The following is a 24,471-nucleotide window of genomic DNA, read 5'->3' as shown; positions in this document are numbered from 1 at the left end:
GGCAGCATCAGCAATTTAGCTTACTGACGGGGGAGGAACGCGTTGGTTTTCCACAGGTCATAGCCTTCGCGGAACTGGGTCATGTCATCCATGACCTTGGCAAAGAAGGCGTCGTTCGCAGCCTCTTCAGCGGCAACCTCTTCCCAGGTGGCGCGGAAGGTATCCAGCATCTCGGGCGACCACTGCTTGATGGTGACACCGTTGTTTTCAACGTTGTCGATCAGTGCGGCGTGCTGAATCGCCTCACCTTCAGCAAAGCTGTCGGTCATCGAGGCCTTACAGGCATTTTCGATGATCGCCTTGTGCTGATCGCTGGCTTCGTTCCAAACGTCTTTGTTGATCATCAGCTCAAACACAGTCGCCTGCTGGTGCCAGCCGGGGAAGTAGTTGTACTTGACCAGCTTGTGGAAGCCCAGACGGGCGTCAATTGCAGGCATCGAGAATTCGGTCGCGTCAATCGCGCCTTTTTCCAGCGCCGGGAAGATCTCACCACCGGGCAGCAGCGAAGTGGCAACGCCCAGTTTCTGCATGACTTTGCCGCCCAGACCAAAGAAGCGCATCTTCAGGCCGTTCAGGTCTTCGGGGCTGTTGATCTCGGATGCAAACCAGCCTGATGTTTCAGGCGCGATAACTGCGCAGGGGATGACATGGACGTTATAGCCCGCCTGGTCATACATTTCCTGATACAGCGACATACCGTTGCCATAGTAGAGCCACGCCATGTATTCGCCGGCTTCGGGGCCGAAAGGTACCGCCGAGAACAGCGGTGCAGCCGGGATTTTACCCGCCCAGTAGCCGGCGGTTGTGTAGCCCGAGTTGATCTTGCCAGTCGACACCGCGTCCAGAATTTCAAACGGCGGGACCAGTTTGCCGGGTTCATAGACCTTCATCTTCAACGTGCCGCCCGACATCAGCTCAAGCTGTTCGGCCACGCGCGGAATAGGCGAGCCCAGACCGGGCAATTCGGTCGAGAATGCGATCGGGGTTTTCAACAGCAACTTATCAGCGGCAAGCGCGGGTGCAGCCATCAGGCTGGCAGCAACCGCAAGGCTCGTCAGGGTCTTTTTCATGAATTCTCCTCCGGGATGTTTCGGACGCAACGTCCAATCAATCTGTGACGCAAGGTTGTCTGGCGCCTTGAGTGGTCAATAAAGTTTACCATATCAATCAGTCAACAACTTTATTTACCACTGGCTTGGTCACGCAACTGCCCATCGGTTTGAAATTTTTCGCAACTGGAAAGAGTGCAAGAGCACCCGGCTTCAGTTTCTTTGCGATTTTTCTCTTTCAAAACAGTGAAAAGTGTACTTTCCGGGAATACAACCTGGCGGCAAATATTAAGTTGAATACTAAGGTCTCAAAGGTTAACTTATTTTACCAAGTGCTATGTACAGGACCCTGATCAGAAAGGCGGCCCGACATGACCCCAACTGCGATTTTTGAACCGATTGGCCACGAATCACTGGCGGACGCGGTGGTTGCGCAGATTGAAGATCTGATTGCCTCGGGCGTGTTGAAACAGGGTCGCAAGCTACCATCCGAGCGAGAGCTGGCCGAAATGCTGCGGGTTTCACGTCCAAAACTGCGCGAAGCGCTGCATACGTTGGAAGAACGCGGTCTTGTCACCACGCAGCACGGAGAAGGCACTTTTGTCGCCGCCCTGACCGGAAGCGCCATGTTGCCCGCTTTGCTGGCGCTCTATGAACGGCACGAACCGGCATTTTTTGATTATCTGGAATACCGCCGCGAACAGGAAGGGTTTGCCGCCCGTCTGGCCGCGCGTCGTGCAACCTCGGCAGACAAGGAGCGGATCTCTGAAATCCTGGCCGAGGATGAACGCGCTTGGCGTGAAGGGGATGCTCTGGCTTCGCGAGAGGCGGATTTCGCGCTGCACGCAGCCATTGTCGACGCAAGCCAGAACGCAACGTTGATCCACATGATGGCGTCAATTTATGAACTGACCCGCCAAGGCGTCTTTTACAACCGCGATTTTCTGAAAACCATCGACGGAACCGGCAAACAGTTGATGGAACAGCATCGCGAACTGGGGCAGGCCGTCATAGACGGCGACGAAACCCGTGCACAGAAAGCCGCGCACGATCACATCGATTTCGTCGAGGAATCCTTCAAACTCGGGCTGGAAAGGCGGCGTCGAGAAGCCATGGCGGAAAAAAGGCGCATCTTGTCGAACTCGATGTCGAAGTAGCGATCTGCAACCTGTCAGACGCCCGCGTTGCAGATCAACTCGTCACCGGCAAGGTGATCGATCAAAGCACGGACTCGGGTGGTAAGGCGGCGGTTCTGAGGGAACAAGGCGGCGACGACATAGGGGGTGACGCGATGGTCGGAGAACAGTTCGACCAATGCACCTGATTGCAGTTCTCTGGCGACCGTATAGGCCGGACATCGCGCGATTGCCGCGCCAGAGACCGCAAGCTGTGCTGACGCGGCCGGAGCATTCGCTTTCAACCGCCCATTCACCTGTACTGCCACATCCTCTCCATCAATACTAAACCGCCACAAGGCGGGTTCGGACATGTTGCCGTCCAGAATGCAATCATGGTTTGCCAACTCCAATGGATGTTGAGGCACGCCAGCACGCGCCAGATACGCGGGCGCCGCACAGATGATCAGGGGCATCGGCCCCAACTGCCGGATCTTTAGCGAGCTATCGCGCATCGGACCGATGCGGACGGCCAGATCTAGCCCTTCCTCTATGATCGACACGCGACGGTCGGATAGTTGCAGATCAATCTCGACCTCGGGATGTAGGGTGGCGAAAGCAGCCAGAGACGGCGCAAGACGGACAGAGCCAAACCCGGTCGGCGCCGAGATTCGAATAACGCCCTGCAAGGATGTCTGGGCATTTCTGACCGTTTCCTCCAACTCGTCAAACCCGTCCAGTAGCGGCTCACACATAGCCAGATAGGTCGCGCCCGCATCAGTCAGAGACACGCTGCGTGTGGTCCGGTTCAGCAATTGCACCCCCAGCGCGTCCTCCAAATCAGCCACGTATTTGCTGACCAGTCGCGCAGATTTGCCCAACCGCTGGGCGGCGGCAGTGAAAGAGGCGTTTTTGGCCACCAGCGCAAATGCGCGCATTCGGTCTATCTTATCCATGGTTATTGCGCCCTCTCAGGGCTTAATCATCCACCAAAAGTGGCAATTATCATCAACCCGTGCAAGCGTTATCTGTCGCTCCAGTTCACAGTTATTCAATGATCGGAGCCACAACATGTCTAACCCAGTTCGCATTCACCATTTCCCAAAGTCAGGCCATGCTCACCGGGCGCTGGTTTTCGCCAAGCTGGCGGATATCCCGCATGAGGCTGTCTTTGTCGATCTGGTCGCTGGTGCGCATAAGACGCCCGAGTTTCTGGCGATGAACCCCAACGGCCAAGTACCGGTTTTGGAAGATGGCGATGTGGTTGTCTCGGACTCGAATGCAATTCTGGTGTATCTCGCCCGTCAATACGCGCCGGACTGGATGCCCAGCGATGCGGTCGGGGAAGCTGAAGTCCAGAAATGGCTGACCCTGGCTGCGGGCGAAATCGCCTTTGGCTCATGCGCGGCGCGCTTGATTACTGTCTTTGGCGCCCCGCTGGACGTTGACTTCGCGGCAACCACCGCTGCCAAGGCGATGCAAAAGCTGGAAACGGGTCTGGAAGGCCGCGATTGGCTGGTCGGGGATCAACCCACCATCGCTGATGTCGCCGCCTATTCCTACACCGCCCATGCGCCCGAGGGGAATGTCTCGCTTGAACCCTATCCGAACGTGCGCGCTTGGATTGCCCGATTCGAGGCGCTGAACGGGTTCGAAGCCATGCCCGCAACCGCCGCTGGCCTTGTGGCCTGAACCAAACCCGCCCCAAGGTCGGCATGTCTGGCCTTGGGACTTTTGGCAACCGAAGGGATCAGGACGATGACCGATGCCGCAACTCCGTTCCACGCAGGCGAACTTGCCGCGCAGCAACGCGCGGGCGTTGGCTATATCGCCACAAAAGGCGCGCCTTTCATCCGAGAGTTCATGCCCGACCAGCACCGCACCTTTTATCAGGCGCAACCCTTTCTGGTTGCTGCGTCCGCAGACACAAAAGGCCGGGTCTGGGCGAGTATTATCGAAGGGCGCGATGGCTTTGTCCGGTCCCCTGACGCCCACACAATAACCTTGGACACAACCCCGGATCCATTCGACCCGCTGGCGCAGACACTGACAGCCGGAGCCGATATTGGCGTGGTCGGAATCGAGCTTGCAACAAGGCGACGCAACCGGTTCAGCGGCAGAACGCGGCCAACCGATAGTGGGCTCGCCATAGATATCCGTCAGACATTCGGCAACTGCCCCCAATATATCAACGAACGGGACTGGTGGCGGGTTCAACCCAACCAGCCCGTCCGGCCACTAACATCGGAAAGCCTCAATTCCGCACAGATCAAGCGGATTGAAGCCGCCGACACTTTGTTCATTGGCTCTGGTCAGCAAGGACAACAAGGGGCGGCCTCGAACGGGTATGATGCGTCTCACAGGGGGGGCGAGCCGGGATTTGTTCGCGTGATCAGCCCAAACCGTCTGCGCATCCCCGATTACTCGGGCAACAACTTTTTCAATACGATTGGCAACTTGCTCCAGGACCCTCGCGTCGGGTTGCTGTTTGTCGATTTCGAAACCGGTGGACTGTTGCATCTGACCGGGCGCGCCACGATTGACTGGTCTCCCGAAGAAGCGCGCGATCCGAACATTCTGCGCATGATAGAAGTCGAGTTCGACGCCGTGATCGACCGGCCCGAGGCGCTGACGCTCAGATGGTCAGCGCAACCGACACCATCCCGGAAATTGCTCGTCACCAACAAGGTTGTCGAGGCTGAGGGGATCACGTCCTTCCATCTTGCGGCAACCGACGGCGATCCGCTGAAGTTGTTTCAAGGCGGTCAGCACCTGCCCATCGCATTGGATATCCCGTCGCATGACAAAAAGGTCCGCCGCACCTATTCCCTGTCAGGAACAGCAGGAGGCGGCCACTACCGGATAACTGTCAAACGCGAGGCCAGTGGTGTCGCCTCACGTTTCTTGCATGATAACGTGGCCATCGGAGATGTTGTCGAAGCCAAGCCGCCCACCGGGGATTTCATCATTCCCCAAGGTGATGCGCCTTTGGTTCTGGTCAGCGCAGGCGTCGGTTTAACGCCGATGCTGGCAATACTGCACCAGCTCGCGGGGCAGGGGAGTCAACGCCCGGTCTGGTTCGTACATGCCGCGCGCAACGGGCGCCACCACGCCATGGCGGACGAGGTTGCACAGCTTGTGGCTACAAACCGCACCCTTAGAAAACGCATCTTCTACAGCACACCCGACAGCACAGACCAGCTGGGACAGGACTTTGACGCGACAGGTCGGATTTCGGCCACCGACCTTCTGGCGTTGGGTGTCGGACGCGATGCCCACTACATGCTGTGCGGCCCATCTGGGTTTGTAACCGATCTGAAATCGGGGCTTGAGAACGCGGACGTGCCGCCCGACCGAGTTCTGTTTGAGGTTTTTGGAACGACTAAATCATAGCTGTGAGAAAGCTATTTTGAATTTCGAACCCGGTATCAAAGGGTAGACAACCTCTTGTTGCGCAGCCTAACTTTTGGGAATTCGCAAAGGTAATGTGGTCGATCCCGGGTTCGACCCGCAGGATCGAAGGAGCGGGCCATTTCAGACGGAAACGCCAACGCAGCCGAAAATCGGTTCGTCCATCTTTCGACCCAAAAATTCCGCCCCAAGGAAAAGTTTGAATTCTGGCGCAGCCTGCACCCGTGGATTTCTATGGACGCGTCGGACCGATCGCGCGAGGCCAACTACAAAGGCCAGCTTTCCTATTTTGGCGCGCCCTCGGGCGCGACCTTCGGATTTACCCGTTCAGACGATACGACCACTTATTTCGGTCAACCGACGGGGGACTATTTGGTTCTTAGCTCGACAATTTCCGGGGCCGTTCGTCTTGAGACCAAGGATGGCGACGGCCAGACGGTAACGGCGGGGTCGAACCTGGTTGTTCTGGACGGTTCAGTCCCAGTTTCAACCCGCACACGAGATCATTCGCATGTCTACATGACCCTTCCGATGGAGCTGATCCGAGATCGGTTAGGGGCCGAGGTCCGTCTCTCGGGCAGGGGGGTTGCCCATATGGCACCCAATGGGTTGACCCCCTTCCTGGAAAGCCAGTTGCATATGATGGCCAAGGACTGCGCCCAGCTTTCTGAAGTTGAAACTCTGCATCTGATTGACTCGTTGCAAAGCCTGGCTCTGGGGGCCTTGTCGCGCCTGGGTTCTGATCCGCCACCTGCGGGCGCCCCTGCGCAAACGCACGCACTTCATACTGCTGCGACGCGTTACATCGCATTAAATCTTGGGGACGAAAACCTCAGGGCCGACTCGGTCGCGGATGCAATCCAATGTTCCAGATCGTCCCTGTTTCGCGCGTTTCAAGACCACAACGACACGTTCGGCAATCATATCCGTCGCGCAAGATTCGAACTGGCAAAATCCTATTTGGTGAACCAGCCAGACTTGCCGATCCAGATCGTGGCCCATCTTTGCGGCTATAAAACCCCGGAATCCTTTGGTCGGTTCTTCCGCGAGCAGGCCGGAATGACAGCATCGGCATATCGAGACAGCGGCGTCTAGACCTTTCCTATCCTAAATTCCTTGATCAGATCTTGGTTCTGACACGTTTTGTCAGGCGATTGAGACGTACTGGCAGGCCAATGTTCTGTCGAGTTGACCTGGCTTGTATATCCTCGTCTTTAACTTGGCACCTTCGGTTGATGTGGCTCTCCGGTCAACTAGCGACAGGTTGCTTCACAGAATGGGGTCGACCGAACACGTTTGAAAATTCCTCGTCAATCTAAGCGATATCGCGTCGAAGTTTTCCCTAATAACGGCTGACGCGATGCCCATCCCCGACTTCTGGCGATCACCTTCATGATCTTGGATCAGTTGCCCTGCAGGCTATGAGCTGGTCCTGATTGAAGTACGCCTTCTGGTCGGGGATGGGGTTTTCATAACTCCTGACTGGCTCTTGCCAAGACCAGATTGGTTTCGATTCAGTTCGCTCGCAATTTAACCAATTTCCCTTGGTTTCAAACTTGGAGACTTAAGCGGAAAACAGTTCTTTTAGCCTGCGATCCAGCGCCCGGTCGTCATCGATCAAAGCGGCAATAGTCGGGCGCGACAAGGCACGGGCTCGATAGGCGTTGAGATTTGGAAAGGCCGAGTGATCAACTTTTGCATGATCCGACAAAACGAAGAACCACGTCAGATAGGCATCCGCCGCCGAAAACCTGTTACCCAACAGATAATCGCGCCCGTTCAAATGATCCTCAATTATCTGAAACCTGAGCGGTGCCAGAGCTCGTACACGATCTTTCACTTCATCCGTGGCTTCCTTGTAGAACACCACACGAAACAGCCCCTTGTGCAGTTCCGTCGCGCAGAAAGCCAGCCAGCGCAGCATCTGAAAATACTCCGGGCTGTCAGGCGATATCCGGAAATCATTGTCTTTGGACTGTGCCTGAATCCAGGCAATGACTGCCGAGGTTTCGGTTAGTTTGGTTCCATCGTCAAAGCTGAGAACCGACACTTGCCCCAAGGGGTTCACGTCATAGAGCGAACCACCTGCCGCCAGATTTTTACTGCGCAGGTGCAACGGCTCAATTTCCAGTTCGACACCTGCTTCGGCTGCGGCGAACCGCGCAGCCAATGAACATGTGAATGGGGCATGAAAAAGCGTTGGCATAAACAGGTCCGATCAATTGCATTGGTAAGTTACTGCGCTCGGCAGAATAGACTCAAACTTGTCTGCAAGGACAGGCGTAAATACGGGGTCCGAACCTTGAGAAAATCCGCTTTCGTGATCGCCTGAAGGGTTAACTTGACGAGCGTCTTTTTGACGGTTGTAGTGCAAAAATACGAATTTGGATCGGATCGAATTATGCGAATTTTTGTGCCTTTTCTGGCGGCCACTTTCTTTCTGGCATTCTCGCTGAGCGCGGCACTTGCCGAAACTCAAGCGCACACAACCACCTCAGTTCATATGCGCGCAGGGCCAGGCACAAACTATCCCGTGGTGGCTTCATTACCGCAAGACGCAACGATCGAGCTTTATGGCTGTCAACCGGGCTATACTTGGTGCGACGTCTCCTGGAATTCGGCGCGCGGCTGGATCGCTTCGAACTACATTTTGGTTGATAGCGAGGGACAGACCAAGGTGATGAACCCCGTCATCGCAGCCGCATTGGGAATTGCCATTGTAGAGTTCAGCCAGGCCTATTGGGAAAACCACTATCAAGCCTATCCCTGGTTTGCGTATTGGAACCGCTACTACCATCCTTATCACCCAGCCCCCGGGCCGTATTGCTACCATTCACCACAAGACCCAGCCTGTCACTATCCACCGCATGATCCGAACCGGCTGTATCAGCCTGCACCGCATCATCCCTTCTATGGAAACGGATACTTCCATTTTCACCGCCACTGACTGGCACGGGTATTGTCGCTGAGAGCCTGAGGATAAGATCAGTAAGGTCGTGTTCAGCTGTTTGACCAGTGAACTTTTTGTTGGCGTTAAATAACACACGGTTTTTAACATAACATGGATTACAAGATCTACTACTGAAGCAAGGCGCGCTAACGAGCGCATGCGTCTCCTTTCATAAGATAACGAGTTAGAGAGGCAAAATTCCTTGGATTGAACCCGTCTACGCGACGCCGTCTGTGCATCTCAGTTTCGGAACGGCCCAGAAGTTCAAAGGCCAAACACATCCATGGCGTTCTTACCCGCCTTGAGCCCTGCGACCCATTCGGCTTCTTTGCCGATTTTGTCCTTCACGTCGGATAGAAGATCACGGGCAGCAACCGGAGAAAGGACCACAAGTCCGTCACGGTCACCCAAAATCAGGTCACCCGAAGCTATTTTGCATCCGCCGAAAGAGACTGATGCATTGATTTCTCCATCGTTGGCGCTGGTGGGGCCACGGGGCGTAATGCTTCGGGCGAAGACAGGAAAATCCTCCCATGAACCCAGCGTGTCTATGTCACGTACGGCCCCATCTACAACAACCCCTTTGCAGCCGAGGTCCCTCAGGTGCCCGCCTAGAATTTCACCTATCATGGCGAATTCGGTTTCACCGTTGGCGGCAATCACAACAACTTCGCCGGGCTTTGCATGGTCTAAAACGTGAATGACGCCCCCGAAATCAGGTGGCGAAACCGAGACAGTCCGGGCCCGCCCCAGCAGATGCAGTGGCCCGGCAATTAAGGTTCTTACCTGAATCGCCGGATCGATCAGACTGGATGGCTGCAAGTCGGCCACGATACTGGCGGGCACACCCCGCCACGCCTCGACTTGGCCCTGACTTAAGGGAATGTTTTCGGGATGTATGGTTACCGACATTCTTTACCCTTTCTCGGCAAGTTGACGCTGAACAGCTTTCGCCAATCGTTGGACGGCTTCGGTCAGTTTGGCCTCGTCGTTTAAGGTGAAATTCAGACGGATCCCCTGCCTGTTTTCCCCATGGGCATCAAAAACGCTACTAGGCGAAATACAAACCTTTTCGTCCAGCGCAATTTCAAACAAGCGGTCCGTGTCGATACTCTCATCCCGCGCACGAGCCCAGACAAACATGCCGCCTGCGGGCACCTCCCATTCGAACCACTCCGCCAGATAGGAATTCAGAGCCGCACACAGGGCATCTCGTCGCCTGCGATACATGTCCAGGACCTGCGATTGTGTTGCCTTGATCAAGTCGGATTTCAGGATTTCATACGTAATACGCTGGGTGATACCGCTTGTGCACATGTCCGACCCTTGTTTGGCAAGTGTCAGTGCGGAGATCATCTCGGGCCTCGCAATCACCCAACCCACGCGTAGACCAGGGGAGATCAGCTTCGACATCGTGCCCAGATAGACGGTGTTGGACAATTCCCCAGTCTGAAGCGCTAGATCAAGCAGGTTCGGGGGCAAAGGACCGTCGTAGCAAAGACTGCCATAGGGATCGTCCTCGACAAGCCATGCCCCGGTTTGACGGGACGCAGCCAGCAAGGTACGGCGCGCCTCCAATCCGACCAATCGTCCTGTCGGGTTAGAGAAATTGGGCACAGTATAGGCAAACTTTGCGCCTTTCATGGCTTGAAACGGGTCGAACGCGGCGGCATTCAGATCCATGTTTCGAAAGCGCGGGCGACGGGGTCGCCATGCGTCAAGGGCTCCCAGATAGGTCGGAAACTGCCCCGCAATCAGATCCCCTTCGTTCAGCAAGACCTTTCCCAACAGGTCGAGCGCCTGCATGCCGCTAGTTGTTATCAACACATTTGCGGCAGTCAGTTTTACGTTTTTGGTAGAAAACCGGTGCGCAATGGCATTGCGCAATTCCGGGAGGCCTTCGATCGGACCATATCCTAGTGTCTCGGTCGGGTGGGTCTCAATAACCCTTTGGGCCAGTTTTGCGATCTGGGGACCGGGATAGGTCGCAGGTTCAGGTAGCCCCCCAGCTATGTTGAGCAGACCGGGAATTTGACCGGCCGCGAGAAAAGCTCGTGTGATTTCATTTGTCTCAGACAACCAACCGGCAAAGGCTGCGGGCTCGACAACCGGCTCGCCCACACGTTCCAGTTTGTTTTCCAACTTCACATTAAGTCTCCTGATCGGTTCTTCGGGAGGATAGCCAATGTCGCGCGCGCTTTCTCGGCGTTCTTCGCTTTTATCCCTGTCAATATTGATGATTTGTGCTAACTTTTAGCTTTAAAATAGAGGAAAACGTTAATGTCCGACCCGGATAGTATCGACAAGCGCATACTGGCGGAACTACGGCGCGATGGGCGCCTTGCCATAAGTGATCTTGCCGAAATTGTTGGGCTTTCACCGACGCCCTGCGCCCGCCGGGTCAGAAAGCTTGAGCAGGCCGGGATTATTCGCGGGTATCACGCAGACATCTCGCCGGAAAATCTTGGGAAACAAATCTGTGTGCTGATTTCAGTGAAACTGGCGAAACACAACCCAGACGGCCATGCGGTTTTTCAACAAACTGTAAAACAGAGTTCCGAGGTCTCGGAATGCCTGATGGTGACCGGTGCGGCGGATTATATCCTGAAAGCCTGGTTTCCGGATATCGAGGACCTGCGTCTGTTCATTACCACCACGGTTCAAAACCTTCCCGAAGTTGCCGAGACCTCGACAATGTTGGTTGTGGGGCAAACCGATACCGGATTCGAGATGATGTGATCTATGTGATTGCGCCCTGCAAAACAGTGTCAGCCTACGCGCAAAATGTCACAAGGACGGCAAGGTCAACGCGATCCCTGGGAAGGCGATCAGCAGCACCACAAGCAATAGCGAGCAGAAAATGAACGGGAAGGCCGAGGTATAGATCTCGCGCATCGTAGTGCCTGGTGGGGCGACGCCTTTCATCACGAACAGCAGCAGCCCAAAGGGCGGCGTCGTAAAACTGATTTCCAGCGACAACAACATGATCAGGCCGAACCAAATCGGATCGAACCCGAGCGTTTGGGCCAGCGGGAAAAAGATCGGTACCGTCAGCAGCATGATCGAGATTTGCTCCATGAACATGCCCAGCAGCAGTAGGACGGCGAACATCACCGTCAGCATCGCCAGAGGGGCCAGATCGAACGCAATCGCCCAATTGACCAGCCCTCGGGACGCGCCGGAAAAGGCCAAGAGCTGACTGAACGTCGCCGAACCAAAGACGATCAGGTAAGCCATCAGCGTTACTTTGAGCGCGCCAATGACGGACTTCTTCATCGCCTCCCATGTCAGGCAGCGAAAAACGGCAGCGAGGATCAGTACACCCAATGCCCCGAAAGCCGCCGCCTCGGACGGGGTGACAAAGCCTTTGATCATTAGAACGATGATCACGACCATGACGCCGACCATCGGAACCACCTCGGTCATCAGCAATTTCAGGCGGTACCCCATCGACATCGGTTCGACGTCATAAGCCGGTGCGGCGGTCGGGTCGATCCGGGTCTGCAACCAGATCGTTCCGATATAGAACCCGGCCAGGATCAGGCCGGGAATGACACCCGCGATCAGCAACGCAGCGACGTCGATCTGCGCCAGCGTGGCCAGCAGAACCGCAAGCGCCGAGGGTGGGATGATGATCGCAAGGCCGCCCGTGCCCAAAATGGGGCCGATGCTCATGTGCGATTTGTAACCACGCCGCTTCATCTCGGGCACCATCAGCGACCCCAGCAGCGCGGTGGACCCCATCGACGACCCGGACAAAGTAGAAAAGGCCGTTCCCCCCAGAACAGTCACATAGCTGAGCCGCCCGGGCAATCGGCCAAGCAGCTTGTCGATTGCGTTGAACATTCGCCCACCAAGGCCGGTGTGAAAGAAAATCTCACCCATCAGCAGAAACAGCGGGATGGGCATCAGGGCGTATTTCGTCAACGCCCCCAGCCCGTTGTTGAGCAGCTGTGTCACCCCGCGCTCGCCGCCCATGAATACCCACGCCCCCAGAATATTCGCGGCCAGAAAGGCCAGCGCAACCGGCATTCCGATGGCCATCAGGAACACGATCGAGCCCAACAGCAGGGCAAGGGCCTCGTACCATTCCATTATTCATGTATCCCTGCTTCGCCGCTGTGCATCAGGTTAGGGCCAAACACAAAGCGTGAAAATTCAATCGCCATCAGCCCAAAGGACAGAGGAAAGGCGATAGTCAGCATCCAGCGGGGGAAGTAGTAGGCGCGCGTATCATAGTCCCCGCGTTCGATATTAGTCAGAACCAGATCGCCCCCCTGCCACGCAAGGATCAGGCAGACCAGCACGCAGGCAGCTGCGACCGAACGGCTGACGATCCGGCGCAGGTGCAATGGCAGAGCAGCCGTAACCAGCTCGATATGTACATGGCCCTTTTCGCGCACCAGCCAGGGAGCGCCCAGCATCGTCATATACAACAGCCCGTATTCGGCCGAGGTGAACAGCCACGCAAAAGGCTGAAGCCCTGCATTGCGCATCAGCACCGAGGTAATAACAGACAGCATAAGCCAGACCAGCAACAGCCCCGCCAGAATGGCCATGCCAAAAAGCACCGCATCATAGGCCTTTTTCATGGTCATGCCTGCATTGCCCCGAATTCCGGTCAGGCCCGCAGGGTTTCCGCGGGCCTGCCCTTGGTCTTAGTTTGCTGCGTCGAGATCGTAGAACAACTCGATCAGGCGATCATAGTTGTCGGTTCCACCCGGCTGTTCTGCCATAAGGCCATTCATCCGCTCCCACGTTTTTTCGCGCGCAGCGGCAAGGTAGTTCGCCTTGGCTTCACCTTCCAAGCTGACTACGGTCATGCCTGCAGCATCCAGCGCGGCGAAATCATCATCCCGTTTGCTGCGCAGGGCTTCGACGCTGTCTTTCTCATGCTGGATCGCCACGTCTTGAAGGATCGTCTTGGCCTCATCCGACAGCGAGTTCCAGCGCTCCAGATTCACAATGACGCCCAGATCGGTCGAGAAGAAACAGGGTTCGATCCGGTAGTTCAAAAATTCGTTCCATTTCAGGTCGATCAGACCGATCTGGGTCCAGCCGGTCGCGTCCACGACACCGCGTTGCAGGGCTGAATAGACCTCACCCGTTGGCAAGTCGATTACCTGCGCGCCCAGATAGTTGGTGAAGAACGCATTATACACGTTGTTGCCGCGCAGCTTTAGCCCTTCGACCTCAAGATTGCCATCGGCGTCAAAGCTGGGCTCATTCCGGGTCCAGAGGTTGTAGCAAACACCACTGTCGAACCAGCCGAGATACTTCAGACCCATTTTTTCCTGATGAATCTGATCGATCAGCTCTATCCCGCCATTCTGGCGGGTCTCAATCGCGGTCAGGTTTGAGGCTACCATCGCGTCTTTTTCAGGCAGCGCACCGCCGTAAAAAGAGCCCGGCGTATAAACCATATCGACAATGCCATCGCGCACCGCGTCGGGTTGCTGGAACATGCCGATGGCCTCGGGGCCACCGCGCACGTCAATCTGAATGACACCTTCACCCGCCTCGTTCACTTTATTAACAAAATCCAGAAAGCTCTGGGTGTAGATCAGAGTTTCAGGAAAGGCGTGCACGGCAGAGATTGTTTCTTCCGCCTTGGCTGCTCCGGCAACCATCACGGCTCCGGCGAACAGGCCAGCCAATGAGTTCAGTTTCATGAGTCTTCCTCCACATGTTGTTGGGGCAGTTTTCTGAATGCGCCCCTTGTTTTCGTGGCCTTTTGGCCTGTTGCGTCGTCTTTGCGCGACGTGGCTTATTCGCAAAGTGCAGGCCATGCCCAAGGCGCGGTCTGACTGCGGTGGTGTCGGTGAGCACGGATTGTCTGCGCGTGCTGTTGGGTCAGGTCAATGTCATCCCAGCCATTGATCAGCTTGACGCGCCATCCTTCGTCCAGTTCAAATTTCTCAGTGCGGCCTTCCAAAGTGAACCGGCCTTCGGGCAGGTCAACCGAAAGCTCTGCGGGCGCGTCTGTCAGTGTCTGAATAAGGCGTTCGTGCGTCGAATTGCTTACCCGTGCGGGTAGTAAACCGTTGTTGATTGCATTATTGGCGAAAATGTCGCCAAAGCTGGGCGCAATGACGGCGCGTATCCCAGCATCGACCAGAGCGTATACCGCTGCCTCGCGGGATGAACCGCTACCGAAATTCTGACCTGCCACCAGAATACTGATGTCTTCATGCCGGTTGAGCGGGAAGTCTGGGTGCAATTCTTCATCAGCGTTGCGCCGCATATCGTGCAACAGGTACCCTCCGTACCCATCGCTACGCGGAACCGACATGAACCGCGCAGGGATCAGTTGATCGGTGTCGATATTGTCAACAGCCAACGCCAGGGCCCGGCCCGTATGCTTGCTCCACCCGGCCATCACGCAGCCCTGCCCTGCAAAAATGGTCGAACATCCGTGATCGTACCTGTCACAGCAGCTGCAGCCACCATTGCCGGAGACATCAGATGCGTACGCGCACCGCGCCCCTGCCGGCCGCGAAAGTTACGGTTGGTCGACGAGGCGCAGCGCTTGCCTTCACCGACCAGATCGCCGTTCATTCCGACACACATGGAACAGCCGGATGCGGCCCATTCCAATCCGGCATCGGTGAAAACACGGTCCAGCCCTTCCGCTTCGGCCTGCGCCTTGACGCGCGCAGATCCCGGCGAGACCAAACCCGGCACTTTCGCACCGCGTCCGGACAAGACCAACGCGGCCTCTCGCAGGTCTTCGATGCGGCCATTTGTACAGGATCCGATAAACACCTGATCTACAGGGATGCCGTCCAGCGCGCGCCCCGCTGCCAATCCCATATAGTCCAGCGCATCGCGGGCGGCATTTGCCTTAGCAGGGTCCATCACGTCCGGATTCGGGATTGATGCTGATACAGGTAGTGCCTGTTCCGGACTTGTGCCCCATGTCACGGTCGGAGCAATGCCGGACGCATCCAGCGCAACGTCGCTGTTGAATACCGCACCTTCATCAGTGGTCAGCTTTTGCCACGTCCGGCAGGCCGCCTCAAAATCCGGGCCGTTCGGCGCATGTTCGCGGTTTTCGAGATAGGCAAACGTCACCTCATCAGGGGCCACCATGCCGAAACGCGCGCCTCCTTCGATGGACAGATTGCACAGGGTCATGCGACCCTCCATGGACAAGTCCCGCACCGTCTGCCCCGCATATTCCACTGCGTGACCTTGCGCACCACCTGTGCCCAGCATCGCAATCCAGTTCAGCGCGATATCCTTGGCCGAGACACCCGGACCCAACTGACCATTCAATGTAATCCTCATCGCCTTGGGCTTGCGTTGCCAGACGGTTTGCGTCGCAAGAACATGCGCAACCTCGGTCGCGCCGATCCCGAAAGCCAAAGCCCCAAAGGCGCCGTGCGTAGATGTATGGCTATCTCCGCAATTAATCAGCAGACCCGGCAGTGTCAGCCCAAGTTCCGGCCCGACCACATGCACGATACCCTGTGTCGGATCATCCAGATCGAAAATCCGCAGATTGTGCCGGGCAGCGTTGTTGCGCAACGTCTGGATCATGCGGGCAATCTTTGGATCAGAAATCCGGCCGCGATCGCGCGTCGGCGCATAGTGATCGACAACCGCAAAGGTCAGATCCGGTTCGGCCACGTGCAATCCGCGCTCTGCCAACTTGGCAAAGGCATGGTGCGAGCCTTCATGCACAAGATGCCGGTCCACCCACAGCAGCGACACGCCATCATCGCGCCGCAGCACCTCATGCGAGGCCCATAGCTTGTCGAGCATTGTACGCGGGGCGGTCATTCCTCGGCCTCGCTGCGGCCGATGGCGGGTTCCCAATGACGGGCTGACCCGGTTCCGACCCGCGCCAGAGGCATCTCAAGGCGGAACATGTCAGGCCGGTAAAGACCAGACAGGTATTCGACCCCATTGCCTTCGACATCCCGCACAATCCGTTTCAACGACAGCAGCGCCGAGCCAACCGCGACGCCCAAAGCCTCTGCCACGTCGGGGCCCGCAAGCGTTGCCGACACCGTCTGGTGCGCCTCTTCGATCTGCACGCCACCCCGTTCCAGCAGTTTGAACAACGGTGTCGTTGCAAGATCGCTTTCCGAGTAATTCCGGGCAATTTCAGCAGGAACATATGTTGTCAGGTGAGAAAACGGCACATCGTCTGTCAGGCGGACCCGCGTAGCAATCTGCACCTGCCGGTCGTCCTGAAGACCCATGGCTGTCGCCACCGCCTCGGGCGCTTTCCCATAGGAAAACGACAAGAGCCGGGCCGTCGTGCTTTGGCCCATTTCCACAAGCTGCGGCATCAAGGTGTTGAAGTCCATCGCCGCCCGCGCCCCATGCGGCGACCGGCCCGATACCCGTGTGCCACTGCCCGCGTGCCGTTCGATCAGGCCGTTGCCTGCCAGCGCCTCAAGCGCACGCCGGATGGTTACGCGGGACACGCCGAACTTCTCAGCCAGACGCTGTTCGCCCGGCAGGGTCTCCCCTGCCGACAACTGCCCCTCGGTGATCTGATCGCGCAGAGACAGGTAGACGCGCTGCGCCTTGGTTCCGTCCGGAAGATTGGCCGCTTTGATCTGGTTCACCCGATGATTCCCCTTTCCCAGCATTGGCAATCGTAAGAGGGACACTTCGAAAATCAAGCTTTAGTATTATGGGTCTTTCAAAAATAGTCTTACCATTGATGGCAAAGCTGTATTACAAATAATACCAATTGTGAGGGGTAAGCGGCGTGCCAATTGTCGAGCTACATGTGATAGAAGGCTATAGCGCCAAAGAAAAACAACGACTTGGCCAAGCATTGACTGACGCAGTGCGATTCGTCGTGCCTGCTCCGCCTGATCTCGTCACGGTGCTTATCCATGACCTCCCACCTGAAGACTATTACCGGGGTGGCCAGACCAGACAGCCCGCGCCAGCGAAGGATGACCCCGAAAAGATCGTCCGGGCTTTTCTGGCGGAGATGAGTGAACGCGCGCTCGACAAAGCGAAGACCCGACTGGCACCGGGTTTCGTGATGCACTTCCCCGGAGCACAACCGATGCACGACTTGTCCGAGTTGATGGACTGGGCGGCGCCGCGCTATCGCAGCATCGCCAAGAGCTATGAAGGCTTCGATGCAATGCAAGGCGTAAGCGACGCCGCGATTGTCTATTGCCGGGGCACCTTGTCCGGGCAATGGCCCGATGGGACCCCTTTCGAAGGCATCCGCTTTATCGACCGGTTCGAGGTCGCCGACAATCTGATCACGCAGCAGGATGTCTGGAACGACATCGCAGAAACAAGGGCACAGGCATGAGCGAGATTGACCCGATCACTCTTTCGGTTCTGGCAGGTCGCATGGAACAGATCGCAGATGAGATGGACGCAACCCTGTTCCGCGCGGCTTTCAACCCCATCATTGCCGAGGCGCATGACGCCAGCCACGGGCTATATTCGGCCACAACTGGCGACACATTGGTTCAGGGCAAATCCGGCCTGCCGATCTTTGTGGGCGTGATGTCATTTGCGGTGAAGGCTGTGATCGAAAAAGCTGCTGCAGATGGCGATCTGGAAGACGGCGACATTTATATCTTCAACGACGCGCATATTGGCGGCACGCATCTGTCGGACATGCGATTGGTGCGGCCCTATTTTCGCGATGGTCAGCTATTCTGCTATCTCGCCTCGGTCGGGCACTGGCATGACGTGGGCGGTGCGGTTCCCGGAAACTACAACCCCGCCGCAACGGATGTATTTCAGGAAGCGTTCGTTCTTCCGCCCGTCAAACTGGCGCGGAAGGGCGAGGTCAATCAGGACATCATCGACATCCTGCTACGCAACACCCGCCTGCCCCAATCCGCCATGGGCGATCTGAACGGCCAGTTGGGGGCGCTTGATCTGGGCGTTCGGCGAATGGATGAGCTGCTGGACGAATACGGCGCGGACACCGTATCAGCCGCGCTGGAGGCACTTGGCCATCGGGCCAAGGCGCTGATGCGCGCCGAATTGCAGGACCTGCCTGATGGCCGGTGGGAGGCCGAGGATTTCCTTGACAATGATGGCATCACGGACACGCCCCTGCGCATCAATATGGCGCTCGAGATATCGGGCGACCGGATGGTTCTGGATTTCAGCGGCTCTTCGCCTCAATGCGCAGGGCCGGTAAATATCGCTCTGCCGACGACTGTCGCAACGGCCTATGTTGCCATCAAGCATGTCTTCCCATCCCTGCCCGCCAATGCCGGGGTGATGCGGCCCATCGAGGTCATTGTGCCCGATGACAGTCTGCTTTCGGCCAAGTTCCCGGCCCCGACCGGCGGATATACTGAAACCATCTTACGAATGATCGACGTAGTCTTTTCCGCCTTCGCCAAGGCCGCGCCGGACCGGGTGGTGGCCAATGCCTATGGCACAATCAACGCTCTGTCGATTGCGGGCAAACGGTCGAACGGACAGCCTTGGGTAATGTTCAGCTTTTTCGGCGGTGGGCACGGCGGCTCGATCGAAAGCGACGGGTTGAATCACGGCAATGCGCCAATTTCCACTGCCACGATCCCGCCGATGGAAATCCTAGAGGCCGCTTATCCCGTTATGTTCCGGCAATGGGCCCTGCGCCCGGACAGCGCCGGGGTCGGGGCGCATCGCGGCGGTCTTGGGGCCGTCTATGAAATCGAAGTGTTGGAAGAAAACGGGGCCGAGGCTTTTTTGTTCGGCGAACGCGGACGTTTTGCGCCCAAGGGGATCGTCGAAGGTCAGGATGGCGCGATGAACGTCTTCACTTACGAACAGGATGACGGCTGGAAAGCCCCGCCTTTGGTTTCGAAAATGCGAGGGATCAAGTTGCGCCAAGGGCAAGCCGTCCGGTTGGAAACCCCCGGTGGCGGGGGATATGGTGCCGCGAAACACCGCGCGCCGGAAGAGATCGCCAAAGACGTTTCACGCGGTTTGGTCAGCCCCGATCAGGCGGATCAGGCCTATGGTTCCGCCTGGCGGGAGGTGGTGCAATGACCGGACATATGATTGGCGTCGATGTTGGCGGTACCTTCACGGATGTCTTCGTGTTGAACGAAGAAGATGGCACCGCAACCGTCGCCAAGGTGCCCACCACCCGCCCGGATCAGTCCAGTGGTTTCCTTGACGGAATCAGGCGCGAGGTCTCAGACCTGTCCGAAATTGCAGTGGTCGTGCATGGCACCACTGCGGGCACGAACGCCTTGCTGGAACGCAAAGGCGCGAAAACTGGGGTGATCTGCACCCAAGGTCTGCGCGACGTGCTGGAGATGCGCCGCCGCGACCGCCCCCGCACATGGGGGCTGCGCGGTGGTTTCGAGCCCGTCGTGGACAGACGCGATCGGCTGGAGGTGCCAGAGCGCACCTTGGCCGACGGCAGCATCCGCACCCGGGTCGATCTGGGTGCCGTGCGTGCGGCGGCCAATCAACTGCGCGATCAGGGATGTGAGGCCGTCGCGATCCTGTTCGCCAACGCCTATGCCAACCCCGAAAACGAGACCGCCGCCGTGGCAGCGGTGCGCGACATCTGGCCTAACCCGCATGTTTCGGCCTCATCCGAAATCCTGCCGGAAATCCGGGAGTTCGAGCGGTTTTCGACCACCGCGCTGAACGCCTATCTGCAGCCCGAGGTTTCGGGTTACTTGAACCGGCTTGAGAACGCACTGCACTCGGGCGGGTTCGATGGTGAGTTCATGATCGTGCAGTCCAACGGGGGTGTCATGGGCGTTGGTACCGCGTGCCAATTGCCGGTGCGCACCGCCCTGTCTGGCCCAGCCGCAGGGGTCATCGCAGCCGGTTACATCGCGCAATCGGCGGGGTTCGACAATGTTATCACCGGCGATATGGGCGGCACTAGTTTTGACGTCTCGCTGATTGCCGAAGGGCAGACGATGCTGTCGGCCCAGACTTCAATCGACTTTGGCATGGTCGTGCGCAACCCCATGATCGAGATCACGACCATCGGCGCAGGCGGCGGGTCAATTGCTTGGGTCGACAAGGGGGGGTTGCTGAATATCGGCCCGGAAAGTGCCGGTTCGAACCCCGGCCCGGTGGCCTATGGGTTGGGCAATGACCGCCCGACTGTGACCGACGCTAACGTGGTGCTGGGCCGGATCGACCCTGACAATCCCATTGGCGGCAAACTGGAAAGACTGGATGTCGAGGCGGCCCGTCAGGCGATTGACACTCATGTGGGTCAGCCACTTGACCTGTCCACGGTTGAGGCCGCCGAGGCCATCCTGCGTGTCGCCAATTCTCGCATGGCAGGCGCGATCCGACTGGTCAGTATCGAACGCGGGTTTGATCCCAAGCGGTTCGTCTTTATGCCCTTCGGCGGTGGTGGAGCACTGCATGCCGGGGCCATGCTGGCCGAGGTCGGCATCGCCCGCGCCATCGTTCCGCGCTATCCTGGCGTAACCTCGGCGATGGGCTGCGTGATTGCGGATATGCGGCAGGATTTCGTACAAACGATCAACACGCTGGTATCGCAGTTGGACAGCACCGCGATGGGGGCTTTCATGCAGGATCACGTCGATCAGGGTATGGCCTTGCTGGACGCCGCCCGAACCACGTTCGAGGCACGCGAAATCTCGTTCGAGCTCGACATGGCCTATGTGGGACAAACGCACACGGTACCGGTGCCGCTGACTGTCACCGTGTCGGACGGAAAGGTCAATCCGCCGGACAGCGCGGCCATAGAACAGGCTTTCGACACGGCCTACAACGCCACCTATGGCAGGCTACTGAAGAACGGTGTGCGCCGCATCCTGAACCTGCGCAGCGCGGTTACAGGCAAACGGCCGAAGTTCGACCTGTCCACGCTGGCCCCTTCAACGCAAGGCCCGGTACAGCCAATGGCAAAGCGGCAGGTCCACTTTGCCCAAAACTGGTATGACACGGCGATCTATGACCGTCTGTCCCTGCCGGTCGGGACAATTGTGCAAGGGCCCGCGATCCTGACCCAGCCCGATACAACGGTGCTGATCGAACCGCATCTGCAAGGCCGCGTGGATGCCTACGGCAACACGATCATCGAACCGCGGGAGGCGTGAATGAGCGATCCGAACACCTGGGACCCACAAAAGACGGCCCTTCTGACCATCGACCTGCAGAACGATTTCCTGCATCCCGAAGGCGCCTATGGCCGCGCCGGGCAATCGGCCCCCGCCATTGCGGCTTTGCCCGACCGCATCGCGCCGTTGGCACGGCGGCTGCAAGAGGCCGGAGGGCGCTATTTCTCTGCCCAGTTCACGCTGGTGCCCGATCGCAATGGCGAGCCGCTGATCGCCCCACACCTGAAACAGTTGCGCCCCTTCCTGACCACGGGCGATTTCGCCCCCGGAGAGTTCGGTCACGCATTGGTCGACGCGCTGCAACCTTGCGACTTCGTCATCGAAAAGGTTGCCTACTCTGCCTTCTACCAGACCCGGTTGGAATACCTGATGCGCGCCGTGGGGATCGAAAACCTGATCGTTGGCGGGATAGTTACCAACGGCGGCGTTGCCTCGACCCTGCGCGACGCGCATCTGCGCAATATTGAAACTGTGTTGCTGACCGACGGCTGTGCGGCCTTCCGGGATGAAGTTCATGAGGCAACGATCCTGTCACTGGGCACGGTCACACATCAACGCACCTGCGCCGAGGTCCTGAATTGGCTGGAGGGCGCAGCATGAACCTGAAATCCCGCCTGCAACGGCAAAAAATTCTTGTCGCGCCCGGTGTCTATGACGGGCTGACCGCCTCGCTTGCCGAAAAGGCGGGGTTCGAGGCGCTGTATCTCAGCGGGGCCGCCGTGGCCTATACGCGGCTTGGACGTCCCGATATCGGCTTGTCCACTGCCTCGGAAATGGCCGACACCATGACCCTGATCGCGGATCGGGTTGGGCTGCCGGTTATCATCGACGCGGATACCGGCTTTGGCAACGCGCTAAACGCACAGCGTACCATGCGGCTGTACGAACGCGCCGGAGCCTCGGCCCTACAAGTTGAAGACCAGACCTATCCCAAACGCTGCGGGCACCTGTCGGACAAATCGCTGATCCCGGCGCAGGAGATGGCCGGAAAGATCGCCGCCATGGCCGATGCACGCGCCAGTGCCGATACGCTGATCATCGCGCGAACGGACGCTATCGCGGTCGAAGGCTTCTCGGCCGCGACCGACCGCGCCGAAACCTATCTTGAGGCAGGCGCGGATGTGCTGTTCATCGAGGCTCCGCAGAGCCGAGAGCAACTCACCGCCATTGCCGACCAATTCGCCCACCGCGTGCCCCTTTTGGCGAACATGGTCGAGGGGGGCGCGACCCCCATACTCGGGGCCAGCGATCTGGAGGAGCAGAGCTATTCCATCGTCATCTTCCCTGGCGGTATCGTAAGGGCGCTGGCCAAGACGGCACAGGCTTATTACCAAAGCCTTGCCGCAAACGGCTCCAACAAACCCTTTGCGGATCGCATGTTCGACTTCGGTGGCTTGAACGAAGTTATCGGAACCGCCGATATGCTGGAAGCCGGGGCGCGCTATGACGACCCCCAGAGTTGAAAGCGCCCTGCCCGACCAATTTGATCTGAAGACCGGCACTTTGATTGTCGGCGCTGGCGCTTGCGGCATGGTCGCGGCCCTGTCTGCCGCTGAACAGGCGCAAGATGTGTTAGTGATCGAGGCTGACCCGGTCCCCAGCGGCTCAACCGCCCTATCCGCGGGGTTGATCCCAGCTGCGGGCACCCGATTGCAACAGGCCGCGGGGATCACCGATTCTGCCGCGCTGTTTGCAAACGATATTCAGGCAAAAGCCCATCATCAGAACGATCAGGCATTGGTTGACCTCCTGGCAGGGACTGCCGCAGAGGTCATTGACTGGCTGACCGATCGGTACGGCCTACCCTTTTCGGTTGTGACGGATTTCGACTATCCCGGACATTCCCGCAGACGGATGCACGGCCTTCCGACCCGCTCGGGCGAGGAACTGATCAATGCCCTGCGCAGCGCCTGCGAAGACGCGGGTCTGGACATCATCTGCGACCGTCGCGCAACGGTGCTGTATCGAGACGACGACCAGATCCTCGGTATCGCTGTCACCGGCCCGGATGACCTCGTCGAAACCATCGAATGCGACCGTCTGATCCTTGCCTGCAACGGGTACGGCGGCAATCGCGAACTGGTCGCCCAACATATGCCCCAGATCGAACAAGCCTTGTGGTTCGGCCACAGCGGCAACCGGGGTGAGGCCGTTTTGTGGGGTGAAGCACTGGGGGCCGACTTGCAGAACCTCGGTGCCTTTCAGGGCCACGGCAATGTCGCCCATCCACATGGCATCCTGATAACCTGGGCCGTCATCACCGAAGGTGGCGTCCAGGTGAACCGCGACGGCCAACGCTTCTGGAACGAGGCGCAGGGCTATTCCGAAGCCGCCCGTGCTGTGCTGTCTCAACCCGGTGGTGAAGCCTTTGCCATCTTCGACGAGAGCATCGCGGCGATAGCGCGCCAGTTTGAGGATTTCAAACAAGCCGAGGCAGTTGGGGCCATCCATTCGGCAAATTCAATTCAGGACCTCGCGACCCGCCTCGCCATGCCTGCTGACTCCCTGGCACAAACGCTGCGGGACATATCGGAAGGCGGTACAGACAGGTTTGGCCGCACTTTCAGTTCACCCCCTCTGACCCCGCCCTACAAGGGCGTACGTGTCACCGGTGCCTTGTTTCATACTCAAGGTGGTTTGAAGATCGACGCCTCAGCTCGGGTGCTTCGTGCAGATGGTGCTGCGATCCAGAACCTTTATGCTGGAGGAGGCGCCGCCTGCGGTGTCTCGGGTACCGGCGACAGCGGATATCTGTCAGGAAATGGCTTGCTGAGCGCGGTTGTTTTGGGGCGAATTGCTGGGCGACAGAACGGAGCCTTTCGTAGTCGCTAAAACTTCTAGGCCCGTCATTTTTGTCTGCGCGCAGCATCTTTGTCCGGAAAAGC

23 protein-coding genes are annotated in these 24,471 nt (G+C 57.9%); 12 read left to right on the top strand and 11 right to left on the bottom strand.

Annotated elements, in window-relative coordinates:
- Nucleotides 1–20: 20 nt before the first annotated feature.
- Complete coding sequence (locus tag GOV80_RS07035) at nt 21–1,070, bottom strand: TRAP transporter substrate-binding protein (protein WP_170783489.1); 1,050 nt, start codon at nt 1,068–1,070, stop codon at nt 21–23.
- A gap of 350 nt (nt 1,071–1,420) precedes the next feature.
- Between GOV80_RS07035 and GOV80_RS07030 the strand changes: the two genes are divergently transcribed.
- Nucleotides 1,421–2,206: a FadR/GntR family transcriptional regulator gene (locus GOV80_RS07030; protein WP_170772135.1), complete on the top strand. Its 786-nt coding sequence runs from the start codon at nt 1,421–1,423 to the stop codon at nt 2,204–2,206.
- Between the two features lie 14 nt (nt 2,207–2,220).
- On the opposite strand, the gene GOV80_RS07025 is transcribed toward GOV80_RS07030, so the two are convergent.
- Nucleotides 2,221–3,120 carry a LysR family transcriptional regulator gene (locus GOV80_RS07025; RefSeq protein WP_170783487.1) on the bottom strand — a complete coding sequence of 300 codons (900 nt, stop codon included), beginning with the start codon at nt 3,118–3,120 and terminating at the stop codon, nt 2,221–2,223.
- A 115-nt stretch (nt 3,121–3,235) separates the two neighbouring features.
- On the opposite strand from GOV80_RS07025, the gene GOV80_RS07020 reads away from it, so the two are divergent.
- The 3 genes from GOV80_RS07020 to GOV80_RS07010 all read left to right on the top strand — a co-directional run bounded on the left by GOV80_RS07020 (nt 3,236) and on the right by GOV80_RS07010 (nt 6,670).
- Entirely contained in the window at nt 3,236–3,856 is a 621-nt protein-coding gene (locus GOV80_RS07020; RefSeq protein ID WP_170783485.1) for a glutathione S-transferase family protein, read from the top strand.
- A gap of 66 nt (nt 3,857–3,922) precedes the next feature.
- A complete protein-coding gene (locus tag GOV80_RS07015) occupies nt 3,923–5,557 on the top strand; it encodes an FAD-binding oxidoreductase (RefSeq protein WP_170783483.1) in 1,635 nt (544 codons plus the stop codon).
- 252 nt (nt 5,558–5,809) lie between these two features.
- The gene (locus GOV80_RS07010; protein WP_170783481.1) at nt 5,810–6,670 is read left to right on the top strand and encodes an AraC family transcriptional regulator; all 861 of its coding nucleotides are present in this window, start codon (nt 5,810–5,812) and stop codon (nt 6,668–6,670) included.
- A 469-nt stretch (nt 6,671–7,139) separates the two neighbouring features.
- Here the strand turns inward: GOV80_RS07010 and GOV80_RS07005 are convergent, their stop codons facing one another.
- The gene (locus GOV80_RS07005) at nt 7,140–7,781 is read right to left on the bottom strand and encodes a glutathione binding-like protein (protein WP_170772125.1); all 642 of its coding nucleotides are present in this window, start codon (nt 7,779–7,781) and stop codon (nt 7,140–7,142) included.
- 135 nt (nt 7,782–7,916) lie between these two features.
- Here GOV80_RS07005 and GOV80_RS07000 point away from each other — a divergent pair, with 135 nt between their 5' ends.
- Nucleotides 7,917–8,522, top strand: a complete 606-nt coding sequence (locus GOV80_RS07000; RefSeq protein WP_170783479.1) for an SH3 domain-containing protein — start codon at nt 7,917–7,919, stop codon at nt 8,520–8,522.
- A gap of 267 nt (nt 8,523–8,789) precedes the next feature.
- Here the strand turns inward: GOV80_RS07000 and GOV80_RS06995 are convergent, their stop codons facing one another.
- Both GOV80_RS06995 and GOV80_RS06990 read right to left on the bottom strand, forming a co-directional pair.
- Nucleotides 8,790–9,437 carry an RraA family protein gene (locus GOV80_RS06995; RefSeq protein WP_170783477.1) on the bottom strand — a complete coding sequence of 216 codons (648 nt, stop codon included), beginning with the start codon at nt 9,435–9,437 and terminating at the stop codon, nt 8,790–8,792.
- Nucleotides 9,438–9,440: 3 nt separating this feature from the next.
- The gene (locus GOV80_RS06990) at nt 9,441–10,673 is read right to left on the bottom strand and encodes an aminotransferase-like domain-containing protein (protein WP_336510136.1); all 1,233 of its coding nucleotides are present in this window, start codon (nt 10,671–10,673) and stop codon (nt 9,441–9,443) included.
- Between the two features lie 132 nt (nt 10,674–10,805).
- Here GOV80_RS06990 and GOV80_RS06985 point away from each other — a divergent pair, with 132 nt between their 5' ends.
- A complete protein-coding gene (locus tag GOV80_RS06985) occupies nt 10,806–11,264 on the top strand; it encodes an Lrp/AsnC family transcriptional regulator (RefSeq protein ID WP_170783475.1) in 459 nt (152 codons plus the stop codon).
- A 48-nt stretch (nt 11,265–11,312) separates the two neighbouring features.
- Here GOV80_RS06985 and GOV80_RS06980 read toward each other — a convergent pair whose 3' ends face one another.
- From GOV80_RS06980 to GOV80_RS06955, 6 genes are all read right to left on the bottom strand, one after another.
- Nucleotides 11,313–12,620 carry a TRAP transporter large permease gene (locus GOV80_RS06980; protein WP_170772117.1) on the bottom strand — a complete coding sequence of 436 codons (1,308 nt, stop codon included), beginning with the start codon at nt 12,618–12,620 and terminating at the stop codon, nt 11,313–11,315.
- On the bottom strand, nt 12,620–13,123 hold the full coding sequence (locus tag GOV80_RS06975; RefSeq protein ID WP_170783473.1) for a TRAP transporter small permease: 504 nt from the start codon (nt 13,121–13,123) through the stop codon (nt 12,620–12,622). The genes GOV80_RS06980 and GOV80_RS06975 overlap by 1 nt, the downstream gene beginning before the upstream one ends.
- Nucleotides 13,124–13,183: 60 nt before the next feature.
- Nucleotides 13,184–14,197 (bottom strand): TRAP transporter substrate-binding protein DctP, encoded by a 1,014-nt coding sequence (gene dctP, locus GOV80_RS06970; RefSeq protein ID WP_170772115.1) that lies wholly within the window; start codon nt 14,195–14,197, stop codon nt 13,184–13,186.
- Nucleotides 14,198–14,292: 95 nt separating this feature from the next.
- A complete protein-coding gene (gene leuD / locus GOV80_RS06965) occupies nt 14,293–14,904 on the bottom strand; it encodes a 3-isopropylmalate dehydratase small subunit (RefSeq protein ID WP_170783471.1) in 612 nt (203 codons plus the stop codon).
- Nucleotides 14,904–16,310, bottom strand: a complete 1,407-nt coding sequence (leuC, locus tag GOV80_RS06960; RefSeq protein WP_170783469.1) for a 3-isopropylmalate dehydratase large subunit — start codon at nt 16,308–16,310, stop codon at nt 14,904–14,906. Before leuC ends, leuD begins: the two co-directional genes overlap by 1 nt.
- Nucleotides 16,307–17,107, bottom strand: coding sequence for a GntR family transcriptional regulator (locus tag GOV80_RS06955; protein WP_331252110.1), 801 nt, complete (start codon nt 17,105–17,107; stop codon nt 16,307–16,309). Before GOV80_RS06955 ends, leuC begins: the two co-directional genes overlap by 4 nt.
- A gap of 146 nt (nt 17,108–17,253) precedes the next feature.
- Here GOV80_RS06955 and GOV80_RS06950 point away from each other — a divergent pair, with 146 nt between their 5' ends.
- Genes GOV80_RS06950 through GOV80_RS06925 form a run of 6 tightly spaced genes read left to right on the top strand, consistent with a single transcriptional unit; the run spans nt 17,254 to nt 24,418 of the window.
- Nucleotides 17,254–17,820: a tautomerase family protein gene (locus GOV80_RS06950; RefSeq protein WP_170772107.1), complete on the top strand. Its 567-nt coding sequence runs from the start codon at nt 17,254–17,256 to the stop codon at nt 17,818–17,820.
- Nucleotides 17,817–19,511: a hydantoinase B/oxoprolinase family protein gene (locus GOV80_RS06945; RefSeq protein WP_170783467.1), complete on the top strand. Its 1,695-nt coding sequence runs from the start codon at nt 17,817–17,819 to the stop codon at nt 19,509–19,511. The genes GOV80_RS06950 and GOV80_RS06945 overlap by 4 nt, the downstream gene beginning before the upstream one ends.
- The gene (locus GOV80_RS06940; protein ID WP_170783464.1) at nt 19,508–21,565 is read left to right on the top strand and encodes a hydantoinase/oxoprolinase family protein; all 2,058 of its coding nucleotides are present in this window, start codon (nt 19,508–19,510) and stop codon (nt 21,563–21,565) included. The genes GOV80_RS06945 and GOV80_RS06940 overlap by 4 nt, the downstream gene beginning before the upstream one ends.
- Nucleotides 21,566–22,186 (top strand): cysteine hydrolase family protein, encoded by a 621-nt coding sequence (locus GOV80_RS06935; protein WP_170783462.1) that lies wholly within the window; start codon nt 21,566–21,568, stop codon nt 22,184–22,186. It begins immediately after the preceding gene.
- Nucleotides 22,183–23,049: an isocitrate lyase/PEP mutase family protein gene (locus tag GOV80_RS06930; RefSeq protein ID WP_170783460.1), complete on the top strand. Its 867-nt coding sequence runs from the start codon at nt 22,183–22,185 to the stop codon at nt 23,047–23,049. The genes GOV80_RS06935 and GOV80_RS06930 overlap by 4 nt, the downstream gene beginning before the upstream one ends.
- Nucleotides 23,030–24,418, top strand: coding sequence for an FAD-dependent oxidoreductase (locus GOV80_RS06925; RefSeq protein ID WP_170783458.1), 1,389 nt, complete (start codon nt 23,030–23,032; stop codon nt 24,416–24,418). Before GOV80_RS06930 ends, GOV80_RS06925 begins: the two co-directional genes overlap by 20 nt.
- The last annotated feature ends 53 nt before the right edge of the window (nt 24,419–24,471 follow it).

The organism is Ruegeria lacuscaerulensis (genome assembly GCF_013034685.1).
In the GTDB taxonomy this organism is placed as follows: Bacteria; Pseudomonadota; Alphaproteobacteria; order Rhodobacterales; family Rhodobacteraceae; genus Ruegeria; species Ruegeria lacuscaerulensis_B.
Note: the sequence above shows the minus strand (reverse complement) of the source record. Positions and strands in the feature narration are given on the sequence as shown.